Genomic DNA, 12,787 nt, shown 5'->3' with positions numbered 1-12,787 from the left:
AAACAGGAGATAGAAGATACTAATTTTATAATTCAAATTACTCTTTTTTAGTAATTAACCAAGTCGTCAATCCCCCTATAAAAATTGTTGAACATGAAAAAAGAAACGTTTTAGGTCCTAGTAAAGGAAGACCTGCTGTTATAATCAAACCGTCTATAATCAAAATAACCATCCCTATGTTCAAAGAAAAAGCTTTTGATATTAGTTGAGCTAGTAAATCTGTTCCTCCAGTGCTTGTCTCATATCGAAGCATAAGACCAACCCCTGTCCCAATAAATATCCCTCCAAGGATTACACTAGAAAAAATAGAAAATTGAAACTGATTTTTAATAGGTTCTAGCCAGTCAATCAATAAAGAAGAAATAATTAGCCCATAAAAACTATTATAAAAATAATGCCGTTCATAAATCCAAGCAAACCAACATAGTGGGAGACCTAAAATAATCATCGTTACACCTGTGGGGAATTCAAAATAATAGTGAAGGATGAGAGCAATTCCAATTGTTCCTCCATCTAATAAATAATGAGGAACTAAAAAACCGTTAATTCCTATGCTTAATAATAAGCTTCCCACAAAAACAACCGGTATTTTTCGGAAAATAATAATCACCTTTTTAGTCAATTTATCTCTTACTATATTTATATGTTTTTATTACCTGTTATGAATTTTTTTTTGTAAATGAATAAAGGCTTATCTCTTGAGCAAACTACCAAAAGCGCCGTGAGGGCATTATAAAATAGCTTTCCACTCCTTACGAAGAAAGAAAAAGCCACTAATTAGAGGAGAAATCTCTAATTAATGGCTTATTTATTTTAAACTGTTTAGATCTTTACTTATTGTTTACGTAGATAATTTACGAAGTGATAGAGTTCATACAACTTTTTGGCTGTACAGTTTAAGTGAGGAATTCGGAGAAAGAAAAGTAAGTTTCATAAGTCAGTGTTATCAATTTGTTTTATTTCTTCTAACAAAGAAAAATTTCTAGGGAGCCAGGGACCCAGTCCAGTATGTCCCCATAGATACAACTAAGGTGTTCAAAGGCCTTCTTTCTTGATTTCAGTAAATTGGTCATTTTTATATCACATCTGTTGGAAAACCTCATGTATTAGGCGGAAAATCTATTGCTCTACTCCACTTAATTACCAATCAAAAAAAGCTTTTAACGCAATCATTGTAGCGGCGTAGACAAGAGATGAGATTAAAAAGGTTGGCAAGTGCGCGTGTTTTTCAAAAGGGAGTTCTTTACTGATAACGTTAAATAACATTGCACCTGAACTAAATGCAATCATCGACTCAATAAGCAGGCCGGATGAGGGCTCGAAGACACCCATCATTGATCCAAGAAAAATTGCCCCAGCAAGCATATAGCGACCTCTGTTTTTGTGCAAGCGATGATGTTTTTTCCTAGATGGTAGGACCACCCGATAAAGTGAAGGCTGATAGCCAATCCATAGAATAGTGATTCAACTCGCTTGACATCGGTTGAGAACACAACATAAGAAATGATAAAAGAATAAACCATAAAGAAACTCGCCTGTACCATATAAACGGTCAGTTCCGTCAAGTGTGTGGCTGCCTTCGTTTGAGCGAATGAATACACAGAAAAATAGACGAGTAAGCCGAGAAGACCAAGAAAATATAGTTCAGTATCAAGGGCCAGCGATCCTCCAAATTCTTCTTGTTTCTTATGAAGCGTCGGTAAGATATAAATAAACACATAAGCAATAGCTACACCGCCTGATAATGAGAGCAGCTTTTGCTCCCCGATTGGAGAACGTTCGACAATCGTTAATGCGTATAGTTGAATGAGGATAAATACAATGCCTATTATAATTGATTCAATTGTAACCATGATTGTTTCCTTTTAAGGTTGAATTTTACGGTTTAGTTCTCTTTAAAAGAAAAAGAGAAACCATACTTTGGATAGATACTTCTTAAAGAGGCGCACTCATTAAGGGGATATTGTACCTTAATTATTTTCTTAAAACGTATTATCTCTATACTAAATGAGATGAAAATGGTTATAAAAACTCTATCCGAGATTTAAATAAAAGAAGCAAACTCCTAATGATAGGGAGTTTGCTTTTTGGTTTCTATAAATATTTCTGCAGGGGAACTAACACCCTTTTTCCGAAAGTTTTCGATTTATTTACACGTATGATACGAATCTAGCAATTTTATCTGTTTTACTAGACACTTCATATTGATTATCCTATTTTTCTTGGTTATAATATTGTTGTTACATTTGTAATAATAATGTAATATTATTGTAACTTATATACGTTTGTATGTTGTTATATGAGTTGATTGTTAATTTAAAAACTGAAAAAGTTGTTTATGGATAAACTCTTAAGTGTTGTGGTAACAGCCATGAGGGTAAAAGTTTGAATAAAAAGGTGAGGGAAATGTTGAAAAAAATATTTATTTTAGTTGTTTTAGGATATATATTCTTGAGTAGCAAGTACTTTCTTCAAAATTATGTGTATGCGGGCACGTATGAGCAAGATATAAAGGTTAACGATGACTTGGTGTCGAGTCTTCTTTTAGAAAAAGCTGTTTTTTAACGGCTTTTAAGACGCTAAATTTTATATAAAGAGGTAATGGGTAGAGTTGTGATTTCTTAATATTGTCAGTCTCTTTCCTTATCTTCAAAGGTAAAAAGCAGGCGGTAGTTAAAATGATTGCAGGACTTCGGATCCTGATAGATTTTTACATTGCCTAGACAACAACAAAGTAGAGAAGAACGATGTAATTGAGAAGAGAAGGCTGAGGGAGTAAGAAGAAAATGAAAAACTATTTAAATGTGGAAGAAGGAAAAAATAGCTGGAAGCGTTATGTAAGTACAACAATCCTTGCTTCTGTGTTTATGCTGTTAGGATCAGTTATTTATATTATTGCTGAAATGATAATGGTTGCAGCTGATGAAAGTGGAAAATCATATTTTGATTTTGATAGCGGAGTAGCTGTAGGAATCAATGCTAACCTTGATTTTTGTTGTCTCATATTATGTACATATGCTGGATTTTTGGTTTATGGATCGGGATTCGTTTTATTCACAAACGAAAAATGAAATCATTAATCACTGCTAACAAATGTGTGAATTGGAAGAAAGTAATATGGTCTTTTGGAGCTTTTAGCCTGTTACTAATCGTTTCACAATTAATTGATGTCGTGTTTAACCACTCGGATTATTCATGGAATCATGTAAGTTTAAAAGAGTATGCCCTGTTAGTACTGATCACGCTTTTATTAGTACCTATTCAAACAACAACAGAGGAGCTGTTTTTTAGAGGGCTTCTTCTTCAATGGGTGAGCAAGAAAGTGAAGCGTCCTATTTTACTTGCTATTATTGTTGGATTAATGTTTTCAATAGGACATTTTGCTAATCCTGAAATGAATAAATCCATTATATTAGTCGGACTGGATTACATTGTAGCTGGTTTTGCTCTTACATATATCGCGATTAAAACAAAAAGCTTAGAAATTACCATTGGCGCACACGCAGCCAACAACATGTTTCTCGCTCTGTTCCTTACAACGGACGATTCTGTTTTCGGATCTATACCGAGTTTGTTTAAGATAGCTAACACTGAGCCAGGAGCGAATCTTATTTGGTCGATTGTTATGTTTAGTGTTTTCTATATCCTATGTAGAGGGAAGATAAAAAAGGAAGAAGCAGCTGACAAAGAACAGCTTATTGCTTAAATTGGCAGAACCAATAACTAAACAGGATAGGAGATGTAACAGAGTGAGTGGAAATCACGATGAAAAGAAACCATTGACTCGTGCAGAAATGAAGCGAGGCCACTTAGCTACTCAACATCGCATTTTGAATGTACTTATCGTTCTTGCATCGATTGCTGCAGTTTATCTAGTAATAAAAACCATACTTTAAAAGAGCAGCCTTTAAGGCTGCTCTTTTTTGTAAAAACACGCACACGCAACTACTAATTGAAAAAAGCTTTTAACGAAATCATTGTAGCCGCGTAGATAAAGGTAGGCAAATGCGCATGTTTTTTTCCTAGATGGTAAGACCACCCGATAAAATGAAGGCTGATAGCCAGTCCGTAGAATACTGATTCAACTCGCTTAACATCGGTTGAAAATACGACGTAAGAAATGATAAAAGAATAAAGCATAAAAAAACTAGCCTGTACCATATACACGGTTAGTTCCGTTAGGTGTGTGGCTGCTTTTGTCTGAGCAAATGAATACACAGAAAAATAGACGAGTAAGCCGAGAAGACCAAGAAAATATAATTCAGTATCAAGGGCTAGCGACCCTCCAAACTCTTCTTGTTTCTTGTGAAGCGTCGGTAAGATATAAATAAATACATAGGCAATAGCTACACCGCCTGATAATGAGAGCAGCTTTTGCTCCCCGATTGGAGAACGTTCGACGATCGTTAATGCGTATAGTTGAATGAGGATAAAAACAATACCTATTATGATTGATTCAATTGTAACCATGGTGTCTCCTTTTAAGGGTCACTTTTAGGGTTTAATTCCCTTTAACAGAAGAAGAGAAACCATACTTTGAGTGGATACTTCTTAAAGAAACGCGTTCATTAGAGGGATATTGTACCTTAATTATTTTCTTAAAACGTATTATTAAAAAGATTTGCTTTTGGTTACCACAAACATGAAAAAACCTTGTTTGGTATACTCTGTTCAATAACCTGTTTGTTTTTACTTTATGTTACAATAAATTGATACCTAAATGAGAAAGAGTGATAACTGCCGTTTATCGGATATAAATGTGTATCAACTTTATTGAGAAAATTGGAATTTTAAACAGAAGCACTAATGAACCACGGGTGTGCAAAAGTTTTTTACGATAAAATGAGTGTAGAAACAAAACAACGACCTGGTCTAGAATTAGTATAAGTATCAACACAAAACATTACACTTTTTTACGAAAGTAGCAAGCACTACTCTTGGCTCCATTTAGTAGAAGATCATCCATATAGCCAGCTCTGAATTACATTAATAGATAGTGTTTACACGGGACTTTATGGGTTAACGTTACGGGACTGAACAAGCAGAAAAGAAGGAAAGTTTAAAAAGTGGTTAAAGAACGATTGTAGAAATCACGCGGGAATGAATTGAAAAGAGGTTATAACATGGCTAGAGGTCGGAAATTTGATACAATTGACTTATTCCGTTCTACCAAAAAGCTTATTATCCAAACTGGATATGAAGGGTTTACAATTGGTCAATTAGCGAAAGAATTAAATGTTACACGAGCAGCAATTTATAAATATTATCAAAATAAAGATGAATTGCTATTAGACTTTATGTTAGATGAAATAACAAATACATTAACAAGCTTTTCCTCTATTCCAAAGGAATTACCTTTCTTAGAAAAGATAGACTTGCTCTTAGGAAAAATATTCATGTACAAGGATTTACATTTAATTCTTGGTATTGGAATACCTACAAAAAATATTCCTTTGTTAGAAGCTAAGAAAGAAAAGCTTTCTCATATGCACCATGAGCTATATAAGCCCCTTATACATATAGTGCAGCAAGGAAAAGAAGAGGGCTTCATTGAAATGGATATGCCAAATGAAATGTTGTTAGGGTTTATATTTCAAAGTATTTCTATTCCTAATCATTCTGGAATGGACGCTGAACAAGTACTCATCTATACGAAAAAGTTAATTTTAGACGGCATTATAAAAAGAAAGTGACAAATGTGTAACTTATGTATATAATAACCTTTGTACAACACATAGGTTATTTTCGTCTAAAAGTAACAAATATGTAACTTATATATGAGGTAAGGACTGTACAATCACATAAGTTATTTTTTCACCTTAAAGTGACAGATNTATGCAGCTTTTTATACATATGCTTGTCTCAGAAAATAGTCTTTATGAAGAAAAAATATATGTTATTATTTAACTCCATTTATAGACTCCTTTAAAAAGTTACCATTTCAAATGCTTTTAGAATAAGGGTGTTTTTTTTATTTAACTACTAAAGAAACTTCCACTCTTTCTTTTTCTCTTATAATGATAATGTCCATAACTTCCATGATGATCACGGCCTTTTCTATAATCGTCACTACTGCTATAACTCTTAAAAGGTTTTGATTTTCCTCTCTTGTAATCACTACTACTGTAATGCTTATGTTTATTATTCATTAGTGAATCAAACAGTTTCTTGAACATGATTTAACCACTCCTCATAATTAGTTTAAATCTATAAAAAACAAAAAGCGCTTTTATCTTTTTAGTAGATAAAAGCGCTTGATGTATAAACACAGACTTTACCTAACTAAAAATGTAGGCAAAGGTCTTGCTAACAATTAAGATTGCCAACAAAGCCGGAAACAAAATGTTTCGTAGTGACGACTTTTGTTGTACAGCTACTCCCCTTTGGAGTATTAAGTTTGTTCAATGTTAGCGTAAATCGATTCTACAAGTCAATTAATAACTAATAGCGTCCAAAAAGGAACATCCTTTTAGACAAATGTACGTCGAAGTATAGGCTAAATTATAATGGACTTTCTGTAGTTTAGAAAAGTAATACCTAAGTACTTTATAGCTTTATAAAGAGAAATTTATATTTATTTCTCCATGTGAAAATATGATATATTATATACATACCGATAATACGCCATACTATAACTAATTTAGGTAATCATAAATAAAAGCATTACTAATCCATAAATATAAATATCATCAAAGGCGTTAGTACAGACCACTAACGTCCTTTTTACTGTCTTCTTCACTTTAAGATTTCTACACGCACTGGAGGGAGATAACATTGAGTAAAAATCAAAAGCTATGGACAACGGAGGAAGATTTATTCCTTAAAAAACAATATGGACAGATGACGTTCCAAAGAATGGGTGAACACTTAAATCGTAGCAAAGAATCTGTTAATAAACGGATTGTACGATTAAACCTTCGAAATGAAGAGAATTGCTTACATAAAAAATGGACAACGGAACAAGATACTTTCTTAAAAGAAAACATTAATATCATGAATAACCGGGAAATAGGAAATCATTTAGGTAAGACACCTTCTTCTATTGCTACTCGTATTAAAATATTAAAACTAACACGACGAGAAACACTGCGGAGATGGACGAATCAAGAGGATGAATACCTATTAAAGTATTATGGATCCAAATCTCTTAAACACATATCTAAACGACTGCAGCGAAGTATACCAGCATTAGAGTCTAGATTAAATCGCTTAGGCGTATATGGAGTAAGAGCTTATACAGGAAGTATTACAGTATATGAACTAGCAAGTTTTCTTCAAATTGATGTTCATACTATCTATAAATGGATTCAAAAAAAGAAATTGCCTCATAAAATCACGAGGGCAAAAACACGAAAATTTGTAGGAATTGAAGTATCAGCCTTTTGGAAATGGGCTGAGCAAAATAAAAAGCTCCTTAATTTTTCTAAAATACCTACAAATACTCTTTTGCCAGAGCCGGATTGGGTAAGGAAACAACGGAAATATGATTATTATAATCGTCCAAAATATGAAAAGAAACAGTGGACTGAAGAAGAAGATGCCCGTCTATGGTATATGTTCTACGAGGAAGGTCGTACTCAACAAGAAATCGGTCAACTTATAGGACGATCAAGGTATGGGGTTCAACGAAGGTTAAACCGATTGCGAAAAAATAAATTGACCACTTAATGGCTGTATCCTGTACTTTTTTTAAGCAATAGATCTATTCACTCGATATTAAAATAAATCTTTTTAAAAAAAAGCACAGACCACTATATATGGTTTGTACTTTGGGCTAAGGAATAACACTAAAAGAAAGATTGTCTAATAACAGATTAACAATTTAACGCTTTAAAGTAAAACGTTAAATTGTTCCATATTATATCCCTCGTTATTTAAGTAAATAGTAAATTATTTCATAAAAAATATAAGTGTTAATACCTGCTCTTACTGACGAATACAGAGCATAAGATCGTATACCTTGCTTTAAACAGATTAATGAGTGAGTTAATCTCCAGACATTAAATATCTTTATTTGAAAACGCATTCAAGAAACAAAAAAACCTATCTCTTCCCAGTCAAAAGAGGTAGGTTTTTTCTGTTGCAGAATTTAGTTGTATACGTCAATGTTTGGCGACATCTTGTGTAGTTTGCTCAATTTACTGTTTATTATTTATTCTATAATTACCAAAAAAAAGAAACAAACTTAAAAAAGAATGTTTCTTGAAAATTCAATCCAGCTTAATACTTTACCCTTATCATAGAAATCAAAACATATTTTATAAAAAATGTTTTGGTGCTTATAATGAACAGGATCACAACTAAAGATTTATATGAAATAAATCTTTAAAATAGAAAGAATTCATGTGAGGAAAAAATTTGCTTTTTTCTACATTAAATCTTAATTAATTATATAAAAAGACTTATGTTGCAGGACATTAAAAGAAATATGGTGAATAAATAGTATCGATTTCTAATATATTGTTGTTGAATGTTAGAATTTAATTAATTCCGATTAGGAAGGTTGGAGGAATTGTGGGTGTTAAAAGAAGAAGATGGTGGGCTTGATCAGGAGTGGATAAGTCTTATGAAGGAAGCTTATCAATTAGGCCTCTCTTTTGTGGAAGTAAAAGAATTTATATATTCAAACCAAAAGGAAGTTCTTTCTAAATAATTCAGGCTCTTTTTGCTTCTTATAATCTGATTATGTAAACTTTAAAAATGATTTATTACTCAGTGACTTCTTTTTCCACAGTACTTATTATTCTATACAAAGCTAAAGAGGTAGCCTCCACATCTGGAAAATATTCAATATGACCCGTTTCAATATTCTTTACTTGAAAATTCTTTAGTTCCTTAGAATAACTGAGAGAAAAGGTATTATTTTTACTACAAATGGTATGAGTAATTTCACTGTCTTCATACTGTAATAAAGTTTCTAACATTTCTTTAATTTTAATTATTGTCATTTATCATCAACCCATTTCTCGCAATTTAAAGTTTAATCTATTTTACCATAGGGTATATATATAAGTTATTAGCTCCAAATAATTGAAATAAATATTTTAAAAATGAAATAAATTTGTAAAAAAGTGTAATTTCACCTTAAGGTTAGAAACTATATAACAAATGTATCATGGTTGGGAACCACGGATATATATGATATAAAAGATGTACTTGAAATATATATTTAAATGTGGGAAATAAAGGATATTATTTAAAAACATATTTAGTATGGGTAGTATAGGGCATAAAAATAAATAATAATTCATTTGGCGATATTTATTAATTAAGGATAATAATAATCAATAAACAATAAGGGGTGTATTCAAAATGGAGATTATTTATAATCCGAGGGAGAAAATGACGGATTTTATTAAAGATAACAAACAAAATTTCCAGGACAAACTCTTATCAGAGGCGGTTAACGTAGCCTCTAATATTAATGATATTTTAGAAACAGGAAATATTGATCTTTTAAAAAATGCTCAAAAGTTATCTCTATATGTCGTAGAACAAAAAGAAGACCAACTCATTGCTTTCGCTCAGCAAGAAGGCGTAGCATGGGCGGAGCACGCCTTAACTCTTGCCTTCAAACTAGAATGGGTACAGGCCATTAGGCGAACATTATGGCATTTTCTCTATCAATATGATCGAATAAATAACCATTTTAATGACCTTGAAGAATTCTATGCCTTAGAAAAGCGAATTAATGATAGAATTGATCAATTTCTTAACACTTTTGTTATTAGTTACTCCAAGTATAAAGATGAATTAATTGCCTCCCAAAGGGACTTGGTTGAAAATTTATCGGTACCCATTATACCACTTAGCCAATCTGTAGCTGTACTACCGTTGATCGGAATGATTGACATTAATCGTATCCAAACGATTGAGGAGAAAGTACTGATGGGCATCTCAGATTTAAAGATTCAAACATTAATTATAGACCTGTCTGGAATTGCTAACATGGAGATGTATGTCATTGATCATTTCCAAAAAATATTAACTGGAATTTCAATGATGGGATGTAAGGCTGTTCTTACAGGTTTACGTGCGGACCTGGTGCGGACAATGATTCACTCAGGAATCTCCTTTGAAGAAAAAGCAGAAACAAAAGGGACGTTACAGCAAACATTAAAAGAATATTTAGAACTCCACCAAATGTAGGAGGAATAAGGAAGTTTACTCTACACACAGAAATGAATTTATGAAATTAGAATCATTTTGATGCTTAGAAAATCCATTATTATATAATCTTCTCATGGTTCCTTTAATTCGTTTTATGTTAACTAAGGATGTATACCATATACATCTAAAAAAGAAAAACCCACCTGATTTGTCAGAGGTGGGCTTTTCTTTTAGCTANAATCATTTACCTCTATTGGAAATGATAATTCGAGTTTCAGCAGCATGAGGCTGCACAGTACTAGGGGGATTCAAGTTATGCAAAATGGTAAAGTAAAATGGTTCAACAATGAAAAAGGCTATGGCTTTATTGAAGTTGAAGGCGGCAGCGACGTATTTGTACATTTTTCTGCCATCCAAAGCGAAGGTTATAAATCCTTGGAAGAAGGACAAGAGGTATCTTTTGAAATTGTAGAAGGCAATAGAGGCCCGCAAGCCGCTAATGTCACTAAGCTATCATAAATAGATCTTTTTATTTTATAGTAAAAGAGACTCTTTTCCGAGTCTCTTTTTTGTTATACCTAGCGTTTGGCCTCAGTAAGCTGCTGTTCACATGTTTGAATAGACTGCATGCACTGCTGAAGAAATTGCTCGTCTACTCCTGTGCCATGAGCTTTGGCAGATTGAAGCTGTGCTTTTGCATCATTAAGCGCATTCGTTGCCTCTTCAAGCTGCTGAGGACTCATACTCATCGTAGCTGTCCCGATCATCTTTTGAGCAGATTGAATAGAAACTTCTACTTGCTTTAAATCATTATATCCTGTTGTTACTTCTTCATTTGAAAACTTATCCATTGAAAGAACACCTCCATATGGATAGAATGAAGCTGCTGCCGGCAAATTATACACGCTTACTTTTTAGTCAGCAAATCTCCATACTGCTTAATTTTTTCTCCTACGGTACACTCTTTAATACAAAACGTCTGAGCGTATGTTTTGCCCTTTTCTTTATTAAACGTTTTTTTTACAAAACAATCACTACAGTAGTAATCCAATAACTCCGTTACTTCTTCTAATAATTGTTTACGTTCCACTCTCGTTCATCTCCATTTCGTTCTGTGTGTTACACTTGCTTCCTGCTAGCAATTGGTATCCCTTGAAGAGCTTGAGTAGCAAGCTGATCAGCCTCTTCATTTTCCTTCCTTGAAATAGGCTCATATACCGGCCGGATACCAAGCTCCTGCATTTTATCTTCTATTCGATCTAAGTACCGATTAAACTCTTCTTCGAAACAGGGCCACTCCCCAGCCAGCTGATTTAATACAACCTGAGAGTCACCTCTAAACGTTACCGGTATATGATGAACACCAAGTTCCTCAAGCTCTTGTATTAAATAATAAAAAGCAGCATACTCTGCCTCATTATTTGATTCAATCTCTTGCAGCCTTGAGTTGCGTCGTATTCGGTAAGAGTTGTTGTTCTGTTTAAAATAAATCACAACCCCAAGCCCCGCTAAGAGCGTATCATGCTCATAGCCTCCGTCAAAATATGCCACAATATCGTGAGGCTCTGTCTGTACTTCCTGTAAGAGCTTTTTCGCTTCTTTTACAGTCCATTTTTGCTGCTGCTCATCAAGTAGAAAAATTTCCTTCGTTCGACCTGTTTTTTCTAAATCACCCACAATCATTAGCGCCTCATTCGCATCTGTGAAATCGGATGTGAAAATTAACTGTTTATGTTTCGAGGATTTATAATGCCATTCAATTTGGAAATTCATAACGAGCATTCCTTTCATCAGCAATTTTGAATTCAACACTTTTTCTGCTTTTTTGTATTTTATCTTCTATTATGTCTTTTCATGACAGTTTTCTTACCTAATAAGCGGATTTTAGCGTTTATACGTGCTAATATAAAATAGCTGAAGTACTTATGATACAATACTATTGATGAAAAAACATGGTTTAAGCTTATATTGTTTTAACAAGGAGGCTGTATGATGATTGAAGTTTATATAGACGGAGCCACTGCTGGTAACCCTGGTCCTTCTGGAGCTGGTATTTTAATTAAAGGAAATGGTGAACATCATCGTTACGCTATTGCTCTTGGGACAATGACGAATCATGAAGCAGAGTACCATGCACTTCTTCATGCATTAAAAATTTGTCTAGAAAAAAAGTATACGAGCGTATCTTTTCGAACGGACTCTCAGCTAGTAGACCGCGCAATGAACCAAGAATACGTTAAAAATAAAGCGTTTGCTCCTTTACTGGAAGAAGCCCTCAAATTGTCCAGTCAATTTGAGTTATTTTTTATAAAGTGGATCCCTAGCTCTCAAAACGCAGGTGCTGATCAGCTGGCCAGACAAGCCATTAATCAAAAAGAAGCAGGAATGTAATCCTGCTTAAATCATACCTGATGACTTTAAATATTGAATGGCTTGTTTTTGATTGCTAATACGATTTGATGTCAAATTCTCGAGGAGCGATACAAAAAAACTGCCGTCAAATTCTTTTTGTACTTTTAGTGTCCATTCAATTGTAAATATGACCATCTCGTCAGCTGCACGCGTATACTGCTGACCAAATGAAATAAATCCACGTGCATCTTCTGCTAAATGAAAGCCTTTTTCTTCAAGATAAAGAAGATACTCTTCAACGGTTTGAGCTGTTTTTGTCACTTTT

Annotated in this window: 19 protein-coding genes; 9 read left to right on the top strand and 10 right to left on the bottom strand. The window is 33.4% G+C overall.

The annotated features are described in order from the left end of the window. Nucleotides 1–37: 37 nt before the first annotated feature. The 3 genes from ACFX4W_RS24315 to ACFX4W_RS24305 all read right to left on the bottom strand — a co-directional run bounded on the left by ACFX4W_RS24315 (nucleotide 38) and on the right by ACFX4W_RS24305 (nucleotide 1,853). Nucleotides 38–622 carry a YitT family protein gene (locus tag ACFX4W_RS24315; RefSeq protein WP_080781595.1) on the bottom strand — a complete coding sequence of 195 codons (585 nt, stop codon included), beginning with the start codon at nucleotides 620–622 and terminating at the stop codon, nucleotides 38–40. 518 nt (nucleotides 623–1,140) lie between these two features. Further along, nucleotides 1,141–1,365 carry a hypothetical protein gene (locus tag ACFX4W_RS24310; protein ID WP_280560088.1) on the bottom strand — a complete coding sequence of 75 codons (225 nt, stop codon included), beginning with the start codon at nucleotides 1,363–1,365 and terminating at the stop codon, nucleotides 1,141–1,143. Then, a complete protein-coding gene (locus ACFX4W_RS24305) occupies nucleotides 1,332–1,853 on the bottom strand; it encodes a hypothetical protein (protein ID WP_280560086.1) in 522 nt (173 codons plus the stop codon). Before ACFX4W_RS24305 ends, ACFX4W_RS24310 begins: the two co-directional genes overlap by 34 nt. 933 nt (nucleotides 1,854–2,786) lie before the next feature. On the opposite strand from ACFX4W_RS24305, the gene ACFX4W_RS24300 reads away from it, so the two are divergent. The 3 genes from ACFX4W_RS24300 to ACFX4W_RS24290 are packed head-to-tail and all read left to right on the top strand — an operon-like array spanning nucleotide 2,787 to nucleotide 3,896. Continuing rightward, nucleotides 2,787–3,071, top strand: a complete 285-nt coding sequence (locus tag ACFX4W_RS24300; protein ID WP_280560085.1) for a hypothetical protein — start codon at nucleotides 2,787–2,789, stop codon at nucleotides 3,069–3,071. Further along, the gene (locus ACFX4W_RS24295) at nucleotides 3,068–3,706 is read left to right on the top strand and encodes a CPBP family intramembrane glutamic endopeptidase (RefSeq protein ID WP_280560084.1); all 639 of its coding nucleotides are present in this window, start codon (nucleotides 3,068–3,070) and stop codon (nucleotides 3,704–3,706) included. The genes ACFX4W_RS24300 and ACFX4W_RS24295 overlap by 4 nt, the downstream gene beginning before the upstream one ends. A 43-nt stretch (nucleotides 3,707–3,749) precedes the next feature. Then, nucleotides 3,750–3,896 (top strand): hypothetical protein, encoded by a 147-nt coding sequence (locus tag ACFX4W_RS24290; RefSeq protein WP_198530636.1) that lies wholly within the window; start codon nucleotides 3,750–3,752, stop codon nucleotides 3,894–3,896. A 52-nt stretch (nucleotides 3,897–3,948) separates the two neighbouring features. Here ACFX4W_RS24290 and ACFX4W_RS24285 read toward each other — a convergent pair whose 3' ends face one another. Then, on the bottom strand, nucleotides 3,949–4,470 hold the full coding sequence (locus ACFX4W_RS24285) for a hypothetical protein (protein ID WP_280560083.1): 522 nt from the start codon (nucleotides 4,468–4,470) through the stop codon (nucleotides 3,949–3,951). Between the two features lie 653 nt (nucleotides 4,471–5,123). Here ACFX4W_RS24285 and ACFX4W_RS24280 point away from each other — a divergent pair. Then, nucleotides 5,124–5,693: a TetR/AcrR family transcriptional regulator gene (locus ACFX4W_RS24280; RefSeq protein WP_116514453.1), complete on the top strand. Its 570-nt coding sequence runs from the start codon at nucleotides 5,124–5,126 to the stop codon at nucleotides 5,691–5,693. A 282-nt stretch (nucleotides 5,694–5,975) separates the two neighbouring features. Here the strand turns inward: ACFX4W_RS24280 and ACFX4W_RS24275 are convergent, their stop codons facing one another. Further along, nucleotides 5,976–6,176, bottom strand: a complete 201-nt coding sequence (locus tag ACFX4W_RS24275; protein ID WP_043978784.1) for a hypothetical protein — start codon at nucleotides 6,174–6,176, stop codon at nucleotides 5,976–5,978. 598 nt (nucleotides 6,177–6,774) lie between these two features. On the opposite strand from ACFX4W_RS24275, the gene ACFX4W_RS24270 reads away from it, so the two are divergent. Together ACFX4W_RS24270 and sinI are read left to right on the top strand one after the other, a co-directional pair. Then, complete coding sequence (locus ACFX4W_RS24270) at nucleotides 6,775–7,668, top strand: sigma-70 family RNA polymerase sigma factor (protein ID WP_340448719.1); 894 nt, start codon at nucleotides 6,775–6,777, stop codon at nucleotides 7,666–7,668. A gap of 850 nt (nucleotides 7,669–8,518) precedes the next feature. Beyond that, nucleotides 8,519–8,653: a DNA-binding anti-repressor SinI gene (sinI, locus tag ACFX4W_RS24265; protein ID WP_116733209.1), complete on the top strand. Its 135-nt coding sequence runs from the start codon at nucleotides 8,519–8,521 to the stop codon at nucleotides 8,651–8,653. A gap of 55 nt (nucleotides 8,654–8,708) precedes the next feature. Here sinI and ACFX4W_RS24260 read toward each other — a convergent pair whose 3' ends face one another. Next, nucleotides 8,709–8,948 (bottom strand): hypothetical protein, encoded by a 240-nt coding sequence (locus tag ACFX4W_RS24260; protein WP_043978780.1) that lies wholly within the window; start codon nucleotides 8,946–8,948, stop codon nucleotides 8,709–8,711. Between the two features lie 364 nt (nucleotides 8,949–9,312). On the opposite strand from ACFX4W_RS24260, the gene ACFX4W_RS24255 reads away from it, so the two are divergent. Beyond that, on the top strand, nucleotides 9,313–10,149 hold the full coding sequence (locus ACFX4W_RS24255; protein WP_043978777.1) for an STAS domain-containing protein: 837 nt from the start codon (nucleotides 9,313–9,315) through the stop codon (nucleotides 10,147–10,149). A 276-nt stretch (nucleotides 10,150–10,425) separates the two neighbouring features. Next, the gene (gene cspD, locus ACFX4W_RS24250) at nucleotides 10,426–10,629 is read left to right on the top strand and encodes a cold-shock protein CspD (RefSeq protein ID WP_013056175.1); all 204 of its coding nucleotides are present in this window, start codon (nucleotides 10,426–10,428) and stop codon (nucleotides 10,627–10,629) included. 59 nt (nucleotides 10,630–10,688) lie between these two features. Here cspD and ACFX4W_RS24245 read toward each other — a convergent pair whose 3' ends face one another. From ACFX4W_RS24245 to ACFX4W_RS24235, 3 genes are read right to left on the bottom strand one after another with little or no spacing between them, the layout of a single operon-like run. Then, complete coding sequence (locus tag ACFX4W_RS24245) at nucleotides 10,689–10,961, bottom strand: DUF2564 family protein (RefSeq protein WP_013056174.1); 273 nt, start codon at nucleotides 10,959–10,961, stop codon at nucleotides 10,689–10,691. 56 nt (nucleotides 10,962–11,017) lie between these two features. Continuing rightward, nucleotides 11,018–11,200: a zinc-finger domain-containing protein gene (locus ACFX4W_RS24240; protein WP_013056173.1), complete on the bottom strand. Its 183-nt coding sequence runs from the start codon at nucleotides 11,198–11,200 to the stop codon at nucleotides 11,018–11,020. A gap of 29 nt (nucleotides 11,201–11,229) precedes the next feature. Then, a complete protein-coding gene (locus ACFX4W_RS24235) occupies nucleotides 11,230–11,883 on the bottom strand; it encodes a ribonuclease H family protein (protein ID WP_016763503.1) in 654 nt (217 codons plus the stop codon). Nucleotides 11,884–12,102: 219 nt separating this feature from the next. Between ACFX4W_RS24235 and ACFX4W_RS24230 the strand changes: the two genes are divergently transcribed. Next, nucleotides 12,103–12,501 (top strand): reverse transcriptase-like protein, encoded by a 399-nt coding sequence (locus ACFX4W_RS24230; protein WP_016763502.1) that lies wholly within the window; start codon nucleotides 12,103–12,105, stop codon nucleotides 12,499–12,501. A 6-nt stretch (nucleotides 12,502–12,507) separates the two neighbouring features. On the opposite strand, the gene ACFX4W_RS24225 is transcribed toward ACFX4W_RS24230, so the two are convergent. Next, on the bottom strand, nucleotides 12,508–12,783 hold the full coding sequence (locus ACFX4W_RS24225; RefSeq protein ID WP_013082383.1) for a DUF6123 family protein: 276 nt from the start codon (nucleotides 12,781–12,783) through the stop codon (nucleotides 12,508–12,510). Nucleotides 12,784–12,787: the final 4 nt, after the last annotated feature.

Source organism: Priestia sp. YIM B13489, from assembly GCF_042787645.1.
GTDB lineage: Bacteria > Bacillota > Bacilli > Bacillales > Bacillaceae_H > Priestia > Priestia megaterium.
Note: the sequence above shows the minus strand (reverse complement) of the source record. Positions and strands in the feature narration are given on the sequence as shown.

Excerpts from the sequence above, each read along its gene's own strand:
- ACFX4W_RS24310 (WP_280560088.1), bottom strand. The coding sequence starts at position 1,365 with ATGCTTGCTGGGGCAATTTTTCTTGGATCAATGATGGGTGTCTTCGAG.
- ACFX4W_RS24305 (WP_280560086.1), bottom strand. The coding sequence starts at position 1,853 with ATGGTTACAATTGAATCAATTATAATAGGCATTGTATTTATCCTCATT.
- ACFX4W_RS24300 (WP_280560085.1), top strand. The coding sequence starts at position 2,787 with ATGAAAAACTATTTAAATGTGGAAGAAGGAAAAAATAGCTGGAAGCGT.
- ACFX4W_RS24295 (WP_280560084.1), top strand. The coding sequence starts at position 3,068 with ATGAAATCATTAATCACTGCTAACAAATGTGTGAATTGGAAGAAAGTA.
- ACFX4W_RS24285 (WP_280560083.1), bottom strand. The coding sequence starts at position 4,470 with ATGGTTACAATTGAATCAATCATAATAGGTATTGTTTTTATCCTCATT.
- ACFX4W_RS24280 (WP_116514453.1), top strand. The coding sequence starts at position 5,124 with ATGGCTAGAGGTCGGAAATTTGATACAATTGACTTATTCCGTTCTACC.
- ACFX4W_RS24275 (WP_043978784.1), bottom strand. The coding sequence starts at position 6,176 with ATGTTCAAGAAACTGTTTGATTCACTAATGAATAATAAACATAAGCAT.
- ACFX4W_RS24260 (WP_043978780.1), bottom strand. The coding sequence starts at position 8,948 with ATGACAATAATTAAAATTAAAGAAATGTTAGAAACTTTATTACAGTAT.
- ACFX4W_RS24255 (WP_043978777.1), top strand. The coding sequence starts at position 9,313 with ATGGAGATTATTTATAATCCGAGGGAGAAAATGACGGATTTTATTAAA.
- cspD (WP_013056175.1), top strand. The coding sequence starts at position 10,426 with ATGCAAAATGGTAAAGTAAAATGGTTCAACAATGAAAAAGGCTATGGC.
- ACFX4W_RS24245 (WP_013056174.1), bottom strand. The coding sequence starts at position 10,961 with ATGGATAAGTTTTCAAATGAAGAAGTAACAACAGGATATAATGATTTA.
- ACFX4W_RS24235 (WP_016763503.1), bottom strand. The coding sequence starts at position 11,883 with ATGAATTTCCAAATTGAATGGCATTATAAATCCTCGAAACATAAACAG.
- ACFX4W_RS24230 (WP_016763502.1), top strand. The coding sequence starts at position 12,103 with ATGATTGAAGTTTATATAGACGGAGCCACTGCTGGTAACCCTGGTCCT.